We start from the raw sequence: 20,209 nt of genomic DNA, 5'->3' as shown, positions 1-20,209 counted from the left end.
CTTTGTTTTAAGCGCTAAAGTGTTTACTACGTACTACGCTTTAGTTGGCTTGATTAACTAGTAGTCTGTCAAAATCGACTTCGGTATCGTCAGAATCTAGAAGTTATGCCGAGGATGGGAGACAATTTAAGGGGGTTCTACTTTAAAATGACAGTCTTTGCTTAGGCTTGATGAATATCTTTTAAGGTTAAAATAATCAAGCTTTTCCAGAGCTACATTCCCCCTTTCACAGATAAAATCTATATATGAACGCTACACAAGAAAAACTAAAAGCTCTCTTAGAGCAGGCTTTAGTCGCGGCTTTTGGCGCTGACTTCGCTGGAGTAGATCCAATTTTGGTTCCTGCTAGCAATCCTAAATTTGGCGATTATCAGGCGAATGTGGCTTTATCCCTGAGTAAAAAGAAAGGATTGCAACCAAGAGCGATCGCAGGTGCGATCGTGGAGAAACTAGATGTATCCGAAATCTGTGAACCACCGGAAATTGCTGGGCCAGGATTTATCAATCTGAAACTGAAAACGGCATACTTAGAAGCACAATTAAATGAGATTCAAGCCGATCCCAGACTGGGAGTTCCAGCAGCGAAAACCCCGAAGCGAGAAATTGTGGATTTTTCCAGTCCGAATATTGCTAAAGAAATGCACGTCGGACACTTGCGTTCGACGATTATTGGTGATTCCATCGCCCGGATTTTAGAATTTCTTGGACACGATGTACTGCGATTAAATCATGTAGGTGATTGGGGTACGCAGTTTGGCATGTTAATCGCCTATCTGCGGGAAGTTTACCCAGACGCACTTACCACCCCTAATGCTTTAGATATTGGTGATTTAGTCTCTTTTTATCGCAAAGCCAAACTACGGTTTGATGCCGATGAAGCTTTTCAAGAAACAGCACGCCAAGAAGTTGTAAGATTACAAGCAGGTGCAGAAGATACACTCCATGCTTGGAAACTGCTGTGTGAACAATCACGGCGAGAGTTTCAAGTAATTTATGAGTTGCTGGATATCAAGTTAACTGAACGCGGCGAATCTTTTTATAACCCTTTATTATCTGGCGTTGTAGAAGATTTAGATAAATCTGGGTTACTGGTAGAAAATCAAGGGGCAAAATGCGTTTTTCTAGAAGGGTTTACAAATAGAGAAGGTGAACCTTTACCCTTAATTGTACAGAAATCAGATGGCGGCTATAACTACGCCACAACTGATTTAGCATCTCTCCGCTACCGCATTCAGCAGGATCGAGCAAAGCGGATAATTTATGTAACAGATGCTGGACAAGGAAACCACTTCGCCCAATTTTTCCAAGTAGCACGCAAAGCCGGATGGATTCCCGATGATGTGGAATTAGTGCATGTTCCCTTTGGGTTGGTGTTAGGAGAAGATGGTAAGAAATTCAAAACTCGTTCTGGGGATACTGTGCGGTTACGGGATTTATTAGATGAAGCTGTTTCTCGTGCCCATGCTGACTTAAAAACTAGATTACAAGAAGAAGAACGCCAAGAAAGTGAAGAATTCATTAATGAAGTTGCTAGAGTAGTTGGAATCAGCGCAGTTAAGTATGCAGACTTAAGCCAAAATCGCACTAGTAACTACATCTTCAGCTACGACAAAATGCTGGATTTTAAAGGTAACACTGCGCCCTATATGTTGTACGCTTATGCGCGGATTCAAGGGATTAGCCGCAAGGGTGATATTAACTTTAAGGAGTTGGGAAACAATGCTGTTTTGTTGGAGCATGAAACAGAATTAGCGCTGGCAAAATATTTACTTCAACTGGATGAAGTTATTAGTAGTGTAGAGCAAGACTTGCTTCCCAATCGTTTATGTGAATATTTGTACGAACTGAGTAAAAAGTTTAATCAGTTTTACGATCGCAATCAGGGAGTTCAGGTTTTAGAGGCACAGGAACCACAGCGCACATCCCGTTTGATTCTGTGTGATTTGACAGCTAGAACTCTGAAACTGGGATTATCTTTGTTGGGAATTCAGGTATTGGAGAGGATGTAATATTTTTTTAACGCAAAGGTACGCGAAGGTAACGCTAAGGTACGCAGAGTAAGAGTTAAGCTGATTTTTTCTTTGTGTACTTTGCGGTTTTTTAAGAATTGCTGGACTGGAGGCGATCGCTTATGGTACGGACACCATCAAAAAACATAACTTTGGCAGAGTTTCTAATGTTACCAGAAACGAAGCCCGCTAGTGAATATATCAATGGTGAAATTATTCAAAAACCTATGCCACAGGGAAAGCACAGTACAATTCGAGGTGAAATTATTAGCACCATCAGCTCAATAGTGAAGTCCAAGCGAATTGCTCGTGTTTTTCCAGAACTGCGGTGTACTTTTGCTGGAAGGTCAATAGTGCCAGATATTTCTGTATTTACTTGGCAAAGAATTCCTCGTGATGAAAATGGTGAAGTTGCCAACGTATTCCAAGCAGCTCCCGATTGGACGATTGAGATTCTATCACCTGACCAAAGAACAACGAAAGTTACAAAAAATATTTTACATTGCCTGAATTATGAAACACAAATGGGTTGGTTGATCGATCCAGAAGAACAAACGGTATTTGTGTACATCCGCAATCAACAGCCAGTCATGTTGGATGAACTAGAAGCTTTACTTCCAGTGCCAGATTTTGCAAGTGAGTTGAGGCTAACGGTAGGAGATTTATTTGGTTGGCTGTTGGAGTAAACCAATTATGTCAAACCCTCACAGCCTGAGTAATGAAATACAGCAAATACCACAGGTTTTGTGGGTAGGAATCGGTTGTAAACGGGGAACATCATGGAAGTTAATCGATCTGGCAATTGAGCAAGTCTTTCGAGAAAATCAACTTTTTCCAAGTGCGATCGCAGGTATTGCTACCATTGACACTAAAGCCTTGGAAGTTGGCTTAGTCAAACTTTGTCGCCTCCGCAATTTGCCCTTAACAACCTTTTCTGCGGAAATACTTCGCTCTGTCTGTGTCCCCAACCCTGCCACAATTACCGACGATAAAGTAGGTACACCTAGCGTAGCAGAAGCAGCTGCTATTCTTGCAGCTTCTCAACTTACATCTTTGACTGTTTTCCCCTTTACAAACATAAAGGAATTACGAGCAAAGTTTTTAGTTCCTAAACAAATTTTCCAAATACAAGGGCAACCAGGAGCGGTAACTCTTGCTGTTGCCCAAGCTTTAAATATTATTAGTATCACAAAAGTTTCTTAACTTTCTAGTCAACAACTCTCAAAAAATAGTTAATGATACTAGAAACAATTGCTAGTACAATTGAACCTAACAAAGCAGGTAAAAAACCCTGAATCTCAAAACCAGAACCAGGAGTTAGGACACTTGCCAGCCAAAGGGCTAAAGCGTTAATCACCAATGTAAATAAACCAAAGGTGAGCAAGGTAATTGGAAACGTCAGAATCTGTAAAATTGGTCTAATAAATGCATTAACTAAACCAATTACAAAGGCAGCGATTAAGGCAGTCACAAAATTCTTGATAAAGAATCCTGGAACGATATTAGCTGTAATGAATAACGCCACCGCAGTACCGAGCCAAGTTAATAAAAAGTGTTGCATAAGTTTTTTTAGAGGATTTAGCAGTAAGTTTAATTAATTTCACTATTGCCAGTTGTGATTTGTAACACGATCGAGTGTTGTTGTATTTGACTCTTAAAGTTGCCATCATCTTTTATCAGCCTAAAATCAATGTAATTTTTCAGTGCTGGCAAGAGAGATACTTCTAATCGGTATATCTTTATCGTATTGCAGGATGTACCGCAGTGAACTACCCACACCGACCTGAGTAGAATTTAAGTGGAAAACTTACGATGATTTAGTTAAATTCATCAAAAATGCTGTGAAGCGCAAAACCCCTACAGAGGTTTATTGAAGTTGAAAAACCTCTGTAACTTGGGGATTTCCAAAAAAGAAATAAGTTATAGCAGTTGGCAGGTAGATTAGGACATAATGACAAGCGTAAATCTCAGGAATAGCAAAGTTTTTACTCCTGCCTGGTTGTTGAGTTTCGACTACGCTCAACTGCCGCGTAGTCGAAACACTGCCTCCTGCTATATGAGAACTTTGGAGCATTTTGTCAGCGTTTTTGCTTACACGCAAAGGAGATGCTGGCTATGCTCATACCATGCCTAACGCCGCAAAAGAACCTCCCAGGTAGAGCCACCAACTACGCCGTCAGGTTCTAAACCATAGCGTTTTTGTGCAGCTTTCACTGCTGCTTCGGTTGTCTCGCCAAAGTCTCCATCGGCATCACCTTTCAAGAAACCAAGCTTTTTCAGTTGTTGTTGCAACTTAACAACTTCAGAACCACGTAATCCTATACGCAAAATTGGCAATCCTTCTGAGGTGTATTGAATACCAGGAGTTCGTTTTGTAGTTGTGTTTGACTGAGTTCTAGTAGTTGATGTAGTACGCTTCGGCGGTTTCTTTGTGCTAGAAGTTGTAGTTTTTTTGGGAGTAGCAGGTCTTGGCTCAGGGTTGTTCGTAACCTGGGTTACAGCTTTTTTTGGGGTAGTAGGTTTTGGTTCTGGTCTAGTCGGAACTTGTGTTACAGCTTGTCTGGGAGGGTTGGGGTTGGGATTTCCAACGTTGGTGAGGTTACTAGCCTGGGTTGGAACAGGAAAATTTGTAGCTGAGTTAAATCTTGGCTGGGATGAAGGGGCAGTTGATGCTGCTACTGGTTGATTAGGAAAAAGTCGTTGCCAAGTGCTGGCATCAACAACGCCATCTGGATTCAAGCCAGCTGCTTGTTTAAATCGGGAAACAGCAGTAGCTGTATTTTCACTATAAATACCATCTACTGCACCAGAATAAAAACCCAAAAGTTTCAGAGCTGCCTGAAGTTCAGCTACACGTTCGCCTTGACTGCCAACTTTGAGGCTAGGGCGGTTGATGCTATTTCCAGGATTTACTTGGGCAATTTTTTGTGGAGCTGCTATTGATATTAAAGCCGTTGAGGTAATAAGCAGAGGCGTAGCAGAAAACAAGAGTATTTTAATGGCTGATAAAGATTTAAACCTCTTTGGCCACCAATCTTTTTGCCGTTTTTCCATTCTACAGCGATTTACAGTTGAGTCTAGTAATTTTAAGTAACTCAAAATACTTGCTGTCAGGCTGCTTTGCATGGAATTCACTCCCAGAATATTCTCATGCTAATGGTACAGCCGCTTGGTCTAAAAAACAGCTGCTGCATTTTACAATATCTCCGACGGGCGTCGTTGCGGCAGATTCTCAGTTCGCGATCGCTCGATTAATTGCTTCTTCTTGACCAACTAAAGACAAGTAAGGTTCTTTTAAATACTTACAAGCTGAAGCGATCGCATCTTTGGCACTCACCGCCGCAATCAATTCTTGAAATTTTGTATCAAAATCAATTCCTAAACCCAAAATTTCATACCAACCGTATATCTGAGCAATTTGCCCGTTCGTTTGTTTACCCAAGGCGTATTGCCCCAGGATCTTATTTTTAGCAGCTTGGAGCGCGCTTTCGGATACTTCGGTAGTACACAATAAATCTACTTCTGTACGCAGTCCTTCTAGGGCGATGCTGGTGTTTTCTGGTGCTGTACCCATATAAACTACAAATGAGGCTGGAAATAGCCTTGTGGAGTAAAAGGCAGATACTTCGTAAGCTAAACCGCGTTTTTCTCGCAATTCGACAAACAAGCGACTAGAAAGCCCATTTCCTAAGTAGGTACACAGCAACTTCAAGGCGGCGTAGTCAACGGAACTCACCGATGTTCCCAAATACCCCAGCATCACAATTGATTGTTGTGTCTGTATTGGTTTTAGCCTTACCTGTGGTTCTACCTTAATCTCAGGTAAATTCAGTATTGGCAGTGCTTGGGGTGGGGATTGCCAATCACCAAAAACTTCTTCCACTAATGCTATTGCATCTGTAGCTGCGACTCTACCAGCAATACTAATTACTACATTATCTGGACGGAAATGAGTTTGGTGATAGTCCACTAAATCTGCACGAGTTAAGCGGCTCATAGTGCTTTCATCTCCCAGCACTGACATAGAGTATGGGTGATTTTGGTACATTACCTGCCGCATTTGTTCAAAGGCGACATTGAACGGTTGCTCTTTTTGGGAACGAATATCCTGGAGTGCTAAACGCCGTTCTAGTTCCACTTGAGTTTCGGGAAAAGTCGGCGATCGCAAAATCCGCCCTGCCAATGTTAAAATTTCCCCAAAATCAGATGTTACCGTCTTGAAAGATAGCAAAAAATAATCAGTGCCAGCATCCGCACTTAAACTCGCCCCTACAGACTCGACTTTTTCTGCAATTTCCAAGCTAGAAAGTCCATCACATCCTTTTGTCATTACTGCTGAGAGCAAATGTGCCAACCCTGCTTGCTCCAGGTTTTCGTTACAACTACCGGCACGCACAAAAATTCGCGCTGCAATAATGTCCGCAGCCGGATTTTCTGTCACCAGCACGACAATGCCATTGTTCAATACAGTGCGATGGATAGGCGATTTTTGCAGCAAGGTTGTCATTTGTCCTTTGTCCTTTGTCATTTGTCATTTGCCCAATGCCCAATGCCCAATGCCCCATACCCAATAACTAACACGGTTTAAGTACAGTAACCGCGTAATTCTCTGGCGAGAGATACTGTTTAGCTAATTTTTGCAATTCTTTGGCATCAAAAGACTGAATCTGCTGGGGATATGTCACTGCTAATTCAGCTTGGGCAATGGTATTGTAATATCCATAAAGCCCTGTAAGTTGATTTGGCGTTTCGGTAGAAAACGCATACTCGTTACATAGCAACCTGCGTGTACGAGCAATTTCTTGTTCGCTAATTCCTTTAGTCTGCAAATTATCCAAATGAGCGCAAATTAAAGACTCAACTTCCTCAAGATTTTCTGGTTCTAACCAAGCAGTAATTGTAAATAAACTTGATTCTCGTTGTAGAGAAAAACTGCTGCAAATTCCCTGTACCAATTGCAAATCTTCTCGCAGATCGCGCACTAAACGCGAAGTCCGTCCTTCTGCCAATAATACTGACAAAAAATCTAAACCATAGCCAGTACGGATATCTTCTACTCCGGGTACCAGCCACGCCATCAACAATCGCGCTTGTTCTATCCGTGGTAAACACAATTCTTGACGATGAATTCCGGCGATCGCTGGCTTTGTCACTTTCTGAAACTGCGGACAATCCGAGCGTTCGGCAAAATCAGCAAATGAATGATTTACCATTTCCCAAGCTGGTTGCTGGGCTATACCTCCAGCAATTACCACTGTCATATTTTCCGGCTGATAGTGGGCGTGATGAAAACAGCGCATTGCTTCTGGCGACTGCTGCATCAGTTCTTGCTCAGTACCCAACACCGAACGTCCGTAAGGGTGATGCGGATAGATGCTTTGAATTAGTGCTTGAAATCCTATCCAGTCGGAATCGTCTTGACATGAGCGAATTTCCTCTAGCACTACATCTCGTTCTCGGCTAAATTCATCTTCTGGAATTGCCGCATTGAGTAGTAGTTCTCCCAAGTAGGGCAGAGTATCTTTTAAATAAGGAGCAGCTGTGGTGAGTGAATAATGAGCATAATCATAGCTTGTCGCCGCATTACTCACGCCACCCCGGTTTTCAACTTTGGAATCGAACATTCCAGGGGGTAGCGTCGCCGTACCTTTAAAAATCATGTGTTCTAAAAAGTGCGCCATGCCAAACCACGGTTTTGGCTCTAAGCTGGCTCCAGCACGCACCCAAACATCCGCCACAACGACAGGAGTAGTGGGAATTTCTTGATGAATAAAAGTTAAACCACTGTCTAGTCGGAAGATCGAGGCTGGAAATACGGTATTAGTTAGTTGTTTTAACAATTTTTTGTAGTTTTAACCACAATTTAACGCAATTGTGTAATTTTAACTCTGAACGCTACCTCATTTAGAATCAAGGTATACAGATTTAGGATAATTATGCTATTGCTGTTCTCCAGATTACCGAAAAATTAGAAGCGTTATGCATTGAGAGGAAAATCGCAAATTAGTTAAAATACTGGAATCTCAATGACAAATTCTGTTCCTTCGCCAAGCACAGAATTGCAACTCAACCGCCCATCATGGGTTTCTTCGACAATTTGACGAGCGATCGCGAGTCCCAATCCTGTTCCTTTGCCAACCTCTTTCGTGGTAAATAGGTGGTCAAATATCCGCGATCTAACCTCCTCTGGCATTCCCTGACCGTTATCTTTGATGCGAATTACCACCATATTTTGTTCGCTGGATACTTCGGTATGAATCAGTATTTGGTGATGATTGGCTTGGGCTTGGGCAAAAGAAAGCCCCTCACAGGAAGTATCTAAGACATCGATGGCGTTAGCGAGGATATTCATAAATACTTGATTTAACTGTCCTAAAAAGCACTTAACAGGCGGTAAATTTCCGTATTTGGTGATGACTTCAATTGCTGGACGTTTTTCGTTAGCTTTGAGGCGATACTTCAAAATCAACAGGGTACTCTCAATCCCTTCATGGAGGTTACAAGCAACTTTTTCAGTTGTATCGGCTCTGGAGAAGGTGCGGAGACTGATACTAATATCTTTGATCCTTTCTGAAGCCACCTTCATTGAGCCTACTAGCTTTGGTAAGTCTTCAGTCAGGAATTCTAGGTCAATTTCTTCGCTATGCTCAATGACTGCGATCGCCGGAGTGGGATGATGTTGTTGGTAGCATTGGATATGAGCGAGTAAGTCTTGAATATACTCTTCGGCATTGTTGAGGCTGCCTTTGAGAAATCCAATCGGATTATTAATTTCATGTGCCACCCCAGCAACTAAATTACCCAAGGTTGCCATTTTTTCATTTTGCACCATTTGTAATTGGGTATGCTCAAGTTCTTGTAGCGATCGCTCTAACTGTTGGGCATTATTTTGAGATTCTTGATAAAGACGGGCATTTTCTAGAGAGATGGCAGCTTGAGCGCATAGCAGTTGGATAACTTCGGTGCGATCGCTTGTAAATGCGCCAATCGTCAACTTATTTTCCAGATATAGTAACCCGATTAATTGGCCATGATGCAAAATCGGCGTACACAACACACTTTTGGGTTGTTGCTGAATCAAATATTGGTCAGTAATAAAATCGTTTTTTACTGTTGCATCATCCAGCACCACAGTTTTTAAGCTGTGTTTGACATAGTTTACCAATGCGATCGGAATGTTTTGGCTGCTTGACAATGGTACAGATACTAGAGTCACCCCTTCATTGATGGTAGCTACAGCTTTAACCACTAAGTTGCCCTGTTCGAGTACAAGTAGGGCAGCTTTTTTCGCTCCAGCATTTTCCATTACTACTTGCAAGAGAGTAGTGAGCAATTGCTCTAATTGAATTTCACTGGAGAGAACTTGTGCAGCTTTAAAGATGGTGGCAAAATCGAGGGCTTCCGAAATACTGCTGCTAGAAAGATTTGTGTGGATGGTTTGATGTGGAAATGATGATGCATCAACAGTTGAACTCAGTTGAAAGCGATGATGCTGCCCTTGTAAGATGGGAGCCAGGAGTTGAGGATAGCGTTTTTCTAAATCCTCAGTTTTGGCTTTAGCGCCCCAACGAGCATAGCAGTAATAAGCTTCTTGCATATAAACTTGGGCGATTTTTTCTTTACCCCATTCGAGGTAGAACTTGGCAGCTAGCTCATTACTCAAAGCTTCTTCTTGGATGTATTGGTTTTCTTTCGCTAGAGTTATGGCGCGATCGTATAATTCTATTGCTGCTATTTTTTCGCCCAGAACCCGATGCTGTTCTGCTTCCACCAAATCAAATTTGTGCTGGAAATTCATTGGTGCAAATTTGGCTCGAAACTGCAATTTTTCCTGGTTTTCGCCAACCTTTAAGAGTAATTGTTCTTGTTGAGATGGTTCAGCCGTTGCATAGACAGCCAGACGAGACAGAGAATCGTAATAGTAGAAAACAGGCACAGATAGCATTCCTGCGCCACTGTTGAGGTATTGCTCTCCCTGATTTGCATTTTCAACTGCCGCCGGAAAATTCCCAAACAAATAACTGAGTGTTAATTTACTTAGGAAAAATACATGGAGTGTTAATTCGTCATTTTCTTTAAGGAGCGCAGATAATAGTTGTTCATCTTGATAATTTTCACCAATAAAGCGCTCTGGATTATCGCTAGATTCGGTTAAATTTTTAATGCTTTGAGAAATTATATTCGACCAACTTAATAACCGCTGATTTTGGGCAAAATTAGACTCGTAGGCTTTGATATCTGCTAAGAGAATTTCCAAAACTTCTGTGCCACTTAAATAGACATAGAATAACTTGAAAATCATCGATGCCAGTACATGAAAAAAATCGCCTGTTTCTAATCCAAGACTATGGGATTCCTGTAATAAACTAATTGAAGTGCGAACATGTTGTTTATTACATTGATTTAATGCACCCACCTTAAATAGAGTCATGCTTTGAACAGATTTTGCTTTAAATCTATCCACAAGCATTAAAGCTAGCTGGCCAAATTCTGAGCCTGACTCCAGTTGGTTACAAATATTAAGTACAATTCCAAAATCTGCATATCCTGGTGCAGAAAGTGGTGCATTGCCGTATTTAAGAGATAAATTCACCTCTTCGCAGGCAATAATTGGGAACAGATAAGGGGCAGTTTGGTGGATGGCGGGAGCAATGCTAGCCATAATCCGCAAAGCAACCAAAGCTTTGGTATCATCCATCAATGGCAAATCAACTAAGCCCTCAATACTTCTGGCTGCCAAAGTAGAGAGCGCGTTGACTACAGATTGCTGAATGTCTGGAGGTGTTACTGATTCAGGTAATGTTACCCCAAGTTGAGCCAGAAGTTCACGCCCAATTGCGATCGCTTTGAATGATTGATTCCGCACCTGATAAGCTTGGAGTTGAACTTCATAAACTTTCACTCTATCTAGTAAGGTGGTTGTTTGTTCGATGACAACCTGGATAAGAGATTCCATTTGCTCAAATTCATTGTTGAGAAAAGCAGCTTCGGCAGCTTCTTCGTGTAAACTTAGAGTCAGTTCGTAGGCGATTTGCCAGTTATTAATCGGCAATAACTGCATTCCATAATTGAGGTAATGAATTGCTGCACTATAAGCGGTAGCTTCTTTCGCTTTTCGACCGGCATTCAAATTTAATTGGGCTAACTGTTGACGTTCAGTCGGCTGAGTGATTAATGTCATTCCCCAATTCAACTGACTGACAATCTCGAAAATTCGCTCCTCTCGCTGAGACTCAGAGGTATTTTGCAAGAGTAATTGACCAATTTTAAGATGGGTAAATTGTTTCTCTTCATCTGGAATTAGAGAGTAAGCCGCTTGCTGCACGCGATCGTGTAAAAATTTATAGGTGGGGATTTGGAAATTAGAATTTAAGGGGTTTGAGTCAGAATTATGCTCGTTATCTTGAAAAAATTTATAAACTTCACTAGTAGGTAAAACTAACCCCTCTTGCAAAGCTTTCCATAAAGATGCTGCCGTTTCGGTTTCCGATTGTTCAGAAACAATTGCTAAGGTTAGCAAATCAAACTGGTTGCCAATACATGCAGCTAATTTCAACATATCTTGCGTTGCATCTGGCAACTTTTGCAACTGTAGCGCTACAAATTCTACAACATCATCCGTAAGGGCAAGCGCTTTCACCGCAACAATATCGCATTGCCAGTAACCTTGAGCCAAATTAAAACTAATCAGCCCATCTTCATATAATACTTTGAGAAAGTGGGTTGCAAAAAATGGATTTCCTTGAGTTTTTTGATAGACGAGTTGCGTTAGTGGTTGGGCAGTTTTACTCGAACAACTCAAGGTATCAACCACCAATTGATTTAAACTATCTTTACTTAACGGAGCTAAACTAATGCTGTTAATTGTCGCATTGGCTTTGCGAATCTCCGCTAAAGTCAACATCAACTGATGCGCGGTAGATACTTCATTGTCTCGATAAGCCCCAATTAAAAGTAAAGCTCCACTTCCTGACTCACTCATCAACAACTGCATCAATTTGAGTGATGCAGAATCAGCCCACTGCAAATCATCAAGGAAAATTACTAATGGATGTTCTTTTGTGGTAAATACCTGAATGAACTTTTGAAAGAGTAAATTGAAGCGATTCTGGGCTGCACTCTGTGAAAGTTCCGTTGCAGGTGGTTGTTGACCAATAATTTGTTCTAGTTCGGGAATTACTTCAAGAATGACTTGCCCCTCATCCCCCAGCACTTGTAAAATTTTATTTTTCCAAGTTGACAATTGGACATCACTTTCACTCAGTAATTGTCCCATTAAGTCTCGAAATGCCTGCACAAAAGCTGAGAAGGGTATATTCCGATTAAATTGGTCATATTTGCCTTTGATGAAGTAGCCCCGTTGCCGGACAATAGGTTTGTGAACCTCGTTAATTAAAGCAGTTTTACCAATACCAGAAAAACCAGCCACCAGCATTAATTCTGTTTGATTGTTGGTAACGCGGTCAAAAGCTTTCAACAGAGTTTCAACTTCATGCTCGCGCCCATAGAGTTTTTCTGGGATAATAAAGCGATCGCACACATCCCGTTGAGCAATTGGAAAACTTACAATTTTCCCCGTCTCCTTGAGTTGAGCTAAACAATTTTCTAAATCATATTTCAGCCCAAATGCACTCTGATAGCGGTCTTCGGCATTTTTCGCCATCAATTTGCTAACGATAGATGAGAGTACAGGCGCAATTTGTGGATTAATATCATGTACTAAAGGCGGAAGTTTGGCAATATGACAATGTACCAATTCCATCGGATCGTGCGATTGAAATGGTAATTGTCCTGTTAGTAATTCGTAAAAAGTTACACCCAGAGAATAAAAATCAGTCCGGTAATCAATCCCTCGATTCATCCGTCCAGTTTGCTCTGGAGACAAATAGCCGAGTGTCCCTTCTAGCACATTAGGACTCATGAGGCTTTGAGTTTCTCGTGGCAACAAAGATGCAATACTAAAGTCAATTAACTTAACTTCTCTAGTTTCTGGATGAATTAAAATATTGGCGGGTTTAATATCTTTGTGAACGATCCGATAACGAATTAGAATATCTAATGTATTGCACAGTGCGATCGCTACTTGTAAAAACTCAATGAGAGCTTGTGGTGTTTCACCTATTTTCCTATTCTCTCCTCTCCCTTGCCATTGGTTTAGAGAAATTCCCCCAAAGTCTTCCATCACTAACATATAGCCATTCTGATAGGATTCCAGACTATAGGTTTGGATGATTCCAGGTAGATTCAAATTTTTGGCAATGGTGAACTGGTTGCGAAAGTGTACCAATTCGCTGAAGCTGGGATAAGCAGTTTTCATCAGCTTAATCACTACAGATTTTTGGTCAGTTTCTCGATTAGCGCGATAAACCAAGGTTCGAGAACCGTTGTAGAGTTCTTTGCTAACTTGATATCCGGGAATGCTGACCATACGACTTAATTCTTGAAACCTCAGTATCTAGGTTTCCCAAAAACATGGCAATCTTTACTGTCAGTTCGCTTATTTTAAACTGATTGAAATAATTAAAGCTCCCAAATTCTAACTGACTTTGGGAGCTAATAATTTTAAGTTCACCGCGACGCCGTTTTACCTAAGTTTATGACCTGGGTTTATCCAGGTGGGAACCTAAATTCCTCGTTTAAAGTTTCCGGGTACATGCCCGGTATACTGCCACGAGAACAGTTGACTCCCTTGTCATTAAAGGCATAGATCAAAAAACTTGATGGCAGTCACCAACGTCGTAGTGCAACTCACTCATTATAGCTTTTCAAAAGATGTTGTGTGTTCAATATCGAAACTTTCCGATCTATTTACCTGGGATACCAGATAGATTCTATAGTGCGGGCGATGTTGTTGGCGTATGCACCTGCCGATTCTCTATCGTGATTATCCAGCAAAACAGTGACATGCCCTAACTTTCGCCCAGGACGTGATTCTGTCTTCCCATACCAGTGAACGTGCGCCTGGGGAATTTCTGCTATTTGTTGACGCTGGCTTTGGTAGTCGCTGTGAGAATTTTCATACCCCAGTAGGTTGACCATTACAGCACCCGCGCATTGTAAAGCCGGATTCCCTAAAGGTAAACCACATACGGCTCGGAGGTGTTGCTCAAACTGAGAAGTTTCGCAAGCGTCAAGAGAAAAATGCCCAGAATTGTGGGTACGTGGTGCGATTTCATTTACCAAAACTTTGCCATCAACCTTGAGAAATAGCTCAATTCCAAAAATTCCCACTACTTCTAGGCTATTTAATAGAGTATGTGCGATCGCTTGGATTTCTGCTACCTGATTAAGCGTAATTTCGGCTGGCGCAATCACCCGCCGACACACTTGTTCTTCTTGTTGGGTTTCCACTACTGGATAAGTGACAATTTCTCCCTCTACAGAACGACCTGCAATTATTGCTAATTCTCTTTCAAAGGGGACAAATTCTTCCACCAAGAAAAGTGATTGATTTAAAGTCTTTGTTGTGGTTTCATGACTTAGCTTTTGTTCTAAAGCAGCAAAATCCTGAATTATGAAAGTACCTTGACCGTCATAACCATGACGGCGGGATTTCAAAACTGCTGGAAAACCTAGATATTCTATTTTGGATTGAATATTTTCCACCTCCTCAAGGGCAAAAAATTGAGGAACTGGTAAGCCCAAGTCACGTAAATAGCAACGCTGATGATATTTATCTAAAAGAGGAGTTAATGCTTCTAATTTGGGACGGAAACAAACGCCTTGCTGTGATAAAAGAGATAAAGCTTGCAGGTTAACAAATTCGTTTTCAAAGGTGATGACATCGCATTTTTGAGCTAATATTTCTGTAGCACTAGCGTCATCTACCGGGGCGAAAACAGTTTCCTGAGCGATTGACACGGCCGGGTCGTGAACGCTTGGAGTTTGTACTATTAATTCTACTCCTAGCTTCTGTGCTGCATCTGCCATCATCCAGGCTAGTTGTCCGCCACCAATTACACCAACACGCTTCATTGACATCCTAAAGAATCACGAGTTTGCACGCCTGTTTTGGAATTCACACCACTGGCTTTTTCGCACAGTTCTTTAATTTGCGCTCTATCCAAAATTGCATCTGTAAAATCTGCACCGTCTATATTTACATCATTAAATATGGCGCGGAGCAAAAGAGCTTCTTTGAAAACTACATCGCTCAAATCGGCCTTAGTCAAGTTTACCTGATCGACCATTGCATTCGTTAAATCCGCTCCGTGGAGATTTGCTTTTGTCATCACCGAAGCGCTCATGACTGCTCCCCGTAAGTCAGCGTTTGTAAAGTTAGCCAATTCCATATTGGCGTTAGAAAACTCCGCAGCTTGCAAACTCTGTCCAGAAAAATCACGTCTTGATAACTCTGCATTGCTAAATGACAGTGGATGAGTCCAGTCTACTGCCACTGCTGGATCGGCCACACACCAGATAATAATTCCCAGAAGGAATGCCAACCCTTGCCGCCAAAATATATTGAGAGTCAATTTAGTGTATAATCCCCGCATTTAATTACCGCACTTGAATATTAGCAAGACTGGATCTCGTACTAATTGAGACTCGCAGCCTTGCTATTGGACTTGGAGAACGTGTATTTCCGTTGCTTAATATTTTGTAACGCAAAAAGAGCATAAACTTCTTACTTGAGCAAAATTATCCCTGCTACTTGAGGTAGAGAGTGGCAATCGGCGATGGGCGTTCGCGGAGCGTCTCCGACAGGAGAAGCCCCGCCGTAGGCATCGCACTAAAATTAGATATTCAGAACAATATTTATTAAATACAATAGCGATCGCAATGACTGAGTATAAATTGTTTCTCACATCAAGCAAGCTTTAGCAAAACAGAGATGGGGAGCATAATCTATCGCTCTTAATAAAGATAAAACTTGAAATTCCTAACTCTAAAGGAATAATTTAGCTGAATAAAGCAATGTTTCCTATGGCCTATGCTTGTTGACCTATTTACAATTCTTCATTTGTAGATTTAAATTTTCAAGATATAAAAAGTTTTTTTGAGCAGTAATACTCATGGAGTTATTTACAATTCTTGACTTTCCATTTTTCAAGTAAAGTTTGTTGTCTTTTAAATTCAACAGCCCCGATCGACTGTTAGTCTTTTAATTAATGAAAGCAAAGTTTGAGCCGTAATTATATGCGTCTCAATTGCTTAACAAAGCTTAAATATCGATCGTTAGCGTTCACTTTATAGCGATTAGTTAGTTCTTCAGGAATCTCCAAGAGTTTACATTCACCAAGTACACAACTTCCACAAACCGAACTCTGAAACCCGATGATGAATCATTACTCACTTCAATGGATTGAGGCATGGTGCCAAGAAAATGGCTGGACAGATTTATTTGTTGAGCGACGTAACAACTTCTGGGCTTTCCCTCCGGGTGGGGTAATGCCGGAGCCAATTCCAGTTCATGTCCTCAGATTGATTAAAGCCGAAAAAGGACTAACTTTTGAAGAACGATTGTGGTCAATATCCGCAGTAACTGGCACAATCTTAGCTGTTCTTTTTACCTTTTGGTTTCAGTCGCCAATGCCATTAGTTTTAGCTTTCGCTTTTAATGCTGTTACGGTGGCTCAATTTGAACTTGAAGATGCCTAAATTTTTATGTTGGGCTTTGCTATTAAAAACTGCTCTTGTCTACTTTCAGCAAGAGCAGTTTTTAATTTTTAAGAAGAAAGAATTCAAAAGTCAGGAGCCAGAATGGGCTAAACCTTAGCTATCCGCTAACAGAATCGAATTCTGTGCGACTCGTTACCCCTGCAAAGAAACAAGCTACGCGCAGCGCGAACCTAGAGAGCGTCAAGATTGCTGAATTCTTCTTCAATAATTTGTATAGCAGCCGTCTAGTCTATTAGGACATAACAATTAGAAATTACTAATACTTAAGAGCAGCTAGCAGGTAAAGCTACCTTCGCGTGTTTGTTAACGTAGTCCACAAATAATTGCTTTAATCGGGGACTAACACCAGCGTGTTCAAAGAATCCAAAGCCGAGATTTCTTGCTTTTGCTAAGGTTTCCTCTGGTGTTAATCCTTCCTGGATAGCGATACTCAACAGCGCAATTCCAGTCGATCGCATTCCGGCGGCACAATGCACAACTGCTGGTTTCGGGATTTGTTCGAGTGTTGTGAGGATTTTGGTAATTACCTCTTCATTCAAATTTTTGAGATCCACCTTGAGAGGAACATTTTGATAATACAGCCCCAATGCTTCCGCTACTTTTTGCTCATCCTTAGAAAATCCTAGTTCATCAGGCGATCGCAGATTGAGAACGGACTTAAAACCTTCTTGAATAGCTTGCTCAAGCTGTTTCGGTATAACTTGTCCTGTCGTTGTCAAGTTTTCGTTAATTTGTATGGCGTTGATCACATTCACTCCTTTTAACTTTCTAATGTCTCCCAGCTTGGTAAAGACTCTAAGGGCACAAGCTTTGAGAAGATATTCCAAATAAACACAGCAAAACTAGCCAAATCTCACAAGATATTGCTTGATTACTTCAAAATTTGTCTTTTGAGGTTAGTTATTTTATTGCTTTATCCATAATATACGGTTCGCCGATAGAATTAGTGGTGATTAAAGCTTATTATACTTTTTGACGATAGAATTACCGTAGATTATATTTCAGGAGTTATACTATTGGGCAAGTTGGGGGAGCAATTGGATCGAGATTTTCCTGAACAAGTGTATAAATAGAACAATTCATCTTTTGAAACTGGGCAAATGGCCCAGAACTAAAGTTTTCATTCATACTGCTTTCCGCCTGCCCCCTGCCTCCTCTTGTAATCTGAATGCCAGCCCTGAACCTATGAGCGCTAACGAAATATCTCTTCGACCTGCCCAAGAAACAGATGCGTGGGCGTTGAGTGCAATTCATATTGCTGCTATTAAGGCTTTACCTACAACTTTCTACACCCAAAAAGAGCTTTTAGCTTGGCGCAATTACCGCGATAAACCTGATGGTTCAAATATCTTGAAGAGTATGAAAACCGAATCTTTCTGGGTTGCGATCGAGGGAGATGTTGTTATAGGTTTTGCTAGTTTCATTGTTGATGAACTCATCGGGCTGTATGTCCACCCTAAATATCAAGGTAAAGGGATTGGCCGTGCTTTAGTTCAACATTTTTGCGACGAAGCAACTGAGCAAGGTATAGATAAGGTAATTACAACTGCTAGCCTTTATGCTGAAGGCTTTTATTTACGACTGGGATTTACTGCCATCCAAAAAGCACCTCATTATTTAAGAAGCGGCATAGTTGTTCCAGTTACTAAAATGAGTAAAACATTAGCTACTGCACCAAAATTAATTTGAGAAAGTAAATATTTTTAATAACTTTAAAAATCTTGGCATCAATACTATTTTCGCCAAATTACGACTACTTTTTCTACATAATCTATGATAAAAGTAAGTACTTGCCAGCATAAATGCATAAAACTATCCGTTCATCAACTCTCACCCGTACACGTTTGATAGAAGCCGCCTTGCAGGTATTTGCCACTTTAGGTGTTCAAGGAGCAACTACCCGTGAAATAGCTCGTGTTGCTGGTGTAAATGAGGTGACTTTATTTCGCCACTTTGCTAGCAAAGAACAACTTCTGGGAGCAGTAATGAAAAATGCCTTAGCACTCCAGACAGAAGCCCTTGCACACCCCGAAGCGTGGACACAGGATCTCAAAATTGATTTAAAACAGTATGCCCATCTTTACAATACTATGCTAGAGACGCAGGAGGACTTAATTCGTACCTTCATTGGAGAAGCCAAACGTCATCCAGAGGCAGCCAAACAAGTGATTCAAGAAGCTGCCAAGCCCTTAGCCGAAAAACTGGTAGCTTACCTGCAATCGAGTCAGAAACGAGGTACTGTCAGAGCAGAACTCGATCCATTTCCGGCTGTCGATATGTTTACAGGAATGTTGTTAGCTGGAATGCTATGCCGTAGTGCAAAATTCAATTCCAGCAGCTATAGCTGTGAAGACTATATCGAAACCTGTGTAGATATTTTTGTGCGTGGTATCAGTACCACTCCCCTTTAAGGTTGATACAAATAGGCCGCAAGGGAGCAGGGAGAAAGGGAAACAGTTAGAGACAAATTATTGTTTCTGAATTTTGAATTATTCTTTAAGTTTAACCGATATAAATACCAGCTTATTTATATACATAAAGATATATGAAAATCTTAAAAGGTAAGAGGCTGTTTCTAAAGAAAAAGGCGATCGCATAGAAATATGGAACAAATGCTGTTGCTCCCGCATGAGCATAGGTTAGATAGCAACTTGAGATAAGCTAATGTTGTCCTTAAGAATGTCTATCTCGACTGGAGAAAGTACTTTTTCTTTCATTTCTTGTAGCTCATGTAGGACAGCGCTAGCATCGGAAGCACTAAATTTGAAGTACTCAGTTAAACTACCAATGCGATAATTGTGATTATGATATCGGTGTTTAAAATATAGTTCTACATTACCCCTGTGTGGCCAAGTTCCAAGTATTTGAATAGCAACAGTTTCATAAGGGATAAGTAAATCCGTTTCTATTTCTGTCAATCGCTGTTGGATGGGTCTGGCGGTAACTCCTATCTTGTGCAAAGTACCAATATTAGTTTGAATTTCTAAAAAATACAGAGTACAAGATAAAATGCGTTGAAGTTGAGCGCGATAAATTGTTAAATCGGTAAGCCGATATGACTTATCTGGCGTATTTTTGTATAATGCGTGTTTGGCTGCTAGCTCTAGTTTCAGTAGCTTTTTGAGCAACAGAGGTTCTTGCACTTCGTTGAATAAACTGAATTCTAGCGCCCCAACAGGAATTTTTCCTAAGTTAGTAAATTCATAAGCTGGAGGGATTAGATACACGTTTTTTTGGAATATTCCAGCTTTGATAAGCCCTGGAGTAACTAAACCAGGAATTATAAGATAATTGATTGAGCCGTATTCTTTCCAAAGCAATTTTAACTGTGCTAAATCTCTACGCGATAGGTAAATATTGAAATTATCGTAGAGTGGTAAAATCGGGAAATTACGGTTAGCCACAGGCAAACAAGTTGCTGAAGAATGTGCAAAGTGATGTTGCTTGACTTTACCTTTCTTAGCAGTTAGCTCACCGTAACAGTAAGGGCACAAAAGCTCAGTTTTACCACTACCAACATCTTCAACACAGACTAATTGTCCATCTGGAGCTACACCAAATTTGAGCCACATTGTCAC

Annotated in this window: 16 protein-coding genes and 1 other RNA gene; 6 read left to right on the top strand and 11 right to left on the bottom strand. The window is 41.0% G+C overall.

Annotated elements, in window-relative coordinates; genetic code table 11:
* Positions 1-245 precede the first annotated feature (245 nt).
* The 3 genes from argS (at position 246) to V7K45_RS03545 (ending at position 3,212) form a co-directional block, all read left to right on the top strand.
* Complete coding sequence (gene argS, locus V7K45_RS03555) at positions 246-2,009, top strand: arginine--tRNA ligase (protein WP_335000443.1); 1,764 nt, start codon at positions 246-248, stop codon at positions 2,007-2,009.
* Positions 2,010-2,131: 122 nt separating this feature from the next.
* Entirely contained in the window at positions 2,132-2,695 is a 564-nt protein-coding gene (locus V7K45_RS03550; protein WP_335000440.1) for a Uma2 family endonuclease, read from the top strand.
* A gap of 7 nt (positions 2,696-2,702) precedes the next feature.
* The gene (locus V7K45_RS03545) at positions 2,703-3,212 is read left to right on the top strand and encodes a cobalamin biosynthesis protein (protein WP_335000438.1); all 510 of its coding nucleotides are present in this window, start codon (positions 2,703-2,705) and stop codon (positions 3,210-3,212) included.
* A 4-nt stretch (positions 3,213-3,216) separates the two neighbouring features.
* On the opposite strand, the gene V7K45_RS03540 is transcribed toward V7K45_RS03545, so the two are convergent.
* The 9 genes from V7K45_RS03540 to V7K45_RS03500 form a co-directional block, all read right to left on the bottom strand.
* Positions 3,217-3,570: a phage holin family protein gene (locus V7K45_RS03540; RefSeq protein ID WP_094347683.1), complete on the bottom strand. Its 354-nt coding sequence runs from the start codon at positions 3,568-3,570 to the stop codon at positions 3,217-3,219.
* Between the two features lie 306 nt (positions 3,571-3,876).
* A complete protein-coding gene (locus V7K45_RS03535; protein WP_335000436.1) occupies positions 3,877-4,083 on the bottom strand; it encodes a hypothetical protein in 207 nt (68 codons plus the stop codon).
* A 56-nt stretch (positions 4,084-4,139) separates the two neighbouring features.
* Entirely contained in the window at positions 4,140-5,135 is a 996-nt protein-coding gene (locus V7K45_RS03530) for a peptidoglycan-binding domain-containing protein (RefSeq protein ID WP_335000434.1), read from the bottom strand.
* 106 nt (positions 5,136-5,241) lie between these two features.
* Positions 5,242-6,516, bottom strand: a complete 1,275-nt coding sequence (locus tag V7K45_RS03525; protein WP_335000707.1) for a M16 family metallopeptidase — start codon at positions 6,514-6,516, stop codon at positions 5,242-5,244.
* A gap of 67 nt (positions 6,517-6,583) precedes the next feature.
* Positions 6,584-7,849 (bottom strand): M16 family metallopeptidase, encoded by a 1,266-nt coding sequence (locus V7K45_RS03520; protein WP_335000432.1) that lies wholly within the window; start codon positions 7,847-7,849, stop codon positions 6,584-6,586.
* Between the two features lie 167 nt (positions 7,850-8,016).
* A complete protein-coding gene (locus V7K45_RS03515) occupies positions 8,017-13,437 on the bottom strand; it encodes a trifunctional serine/threonine-protein kinase/ATP-binding protein/sensor histidine kinase (protein ID WP_335000430.1) in 5,421 nt (1,806 codons plus the stop codon).
* Positions 13,438-13,573: 136 nt separating this feature from the next.
* A non-coding RNA gene (gene ssrS / locus V7K45_RS03510) (6S RNA) lies at positions 13,574-13,757 on the bottom strand.
* Positions 13,758-13,817: 60 nt separating this feature from the next.
* Positions 13,818-14,984 carry a 5-(carboxyamino)imidazole ribonucleotide synthase gene (locus tag V7K45_RS03505; protein ID WP_335000428.1) on the bottom strand — a complete coding sequence of 389 codons (1,167 nt, stop codon included), beginning with the start codon at positions 14,982-14,984 and terminating at the stop codon, positions 13,818-13,820.
* A complete protein-coding gene (locus V7K45_RS03500) occupies positions 14,981-15,505 on the bottom strand; it encodes a pentapeptide repeat-containing protein (protein WP_335000426.1) in 525 nt (174 codons plus the stop codon). The genes V7K45_RS03505 and V7K45_RS03500 overlap by 4 nt, the downstream gene beginning before the upstream one ends.
* Before the next feature lie 781 nt (positions 15,506-16,286).
* On the opposite strand from V7K45_RS03500, the gene V7K45_RS03495 reads away from it, so the two are divergent.
* A complete protein-coding gene (locus tag V7K45_RS03495; protein WP_322737361.1) occupies positions 16,287-16,610 on the top strand; it encodes a hypothetical protein in 324 nt (107 codons plus the stop codon).
* A gap of 284 nt (positions 16,611-16,894) precedes the next feature.
* Here V7K45_RS03495 and V7K45_RS03490 read toward each other — a convergent pair whose 3' ends face one another.
* Positions 16,895-17,380 carry a beta-lactamase hydrolase domain-containing protein gene (locus tag V7K45_RS03490; protein WP_194040625.1) on the bottom strand — a complete coding sequence of 162 codons (486 nt, stop codon included), beginning with the start codon at positions 17,378-17,380 and terminating at the stop codon, positions 16,895-16,897.
* 436 nt (positions 17,381-17,816) lie between these two features.
* Here V7K45_RS03490 and V7K45_RS03485 point away from each other — a divergent pair, with 436 nt between their 5' ends.
* Together V7K45_RS03485 and V7K45_RS03480 are read left to right on the top strand one after the other, a co-directional pair.
* Entirely contained in the window at positions 17,817-18,320 is a 504-nt protein-coding gene (locus tag V7K45_RS03485; protein ID WP_335000420.1) for a GNAT family N-acetyltransferase, read from the top strand.
* A 113-nt stretch (positions 18,321-18,433) separates the two neighbouring features.
* Positions 18,434-19,042, top strand: a complete 609-nt coding sequence (locus V7K45_RS03480; protein WP_335000418.1) for a TetR/AcrR family transcriptional regulator — start codon at positions 18,434-18,436, stop codon at positions 19,040-19,042.
* Between the two features lie 228 nt (positions 19,043-19,270).
* On the opposite strand, the gene V7K45_RS03475 is transcribed toward V7K45_RS03480, so the two are convergent.
* Positions 19,271-20,203, bottom strand: a complete 933-nt coding sequence (locus tag V7K45_RS03475; protein WP_335000416.1) for a GIY-YIG nuclease family protein — start codon at positions 20,201-20,203, stop codon at positions 19,271-19,273.
* Positions 20,204-20,209: the final 6 nt, after the last annotated feature.

The sequence above is a fragment of the Nostoc sp. genome, from assembly GCF_036917375.1.
Classification (GTDB): domain Bacteria; phylum Cyanobacteriota; class Cyanobacteriia; order Cyanobacteriales; family Nostocaceae; genus Nostoc.
The sequence above is the reverse complement of the archived record's forward strand: the minus strand, read 5'-3'. Positions and strand labels throughout refer to the sequence as shown.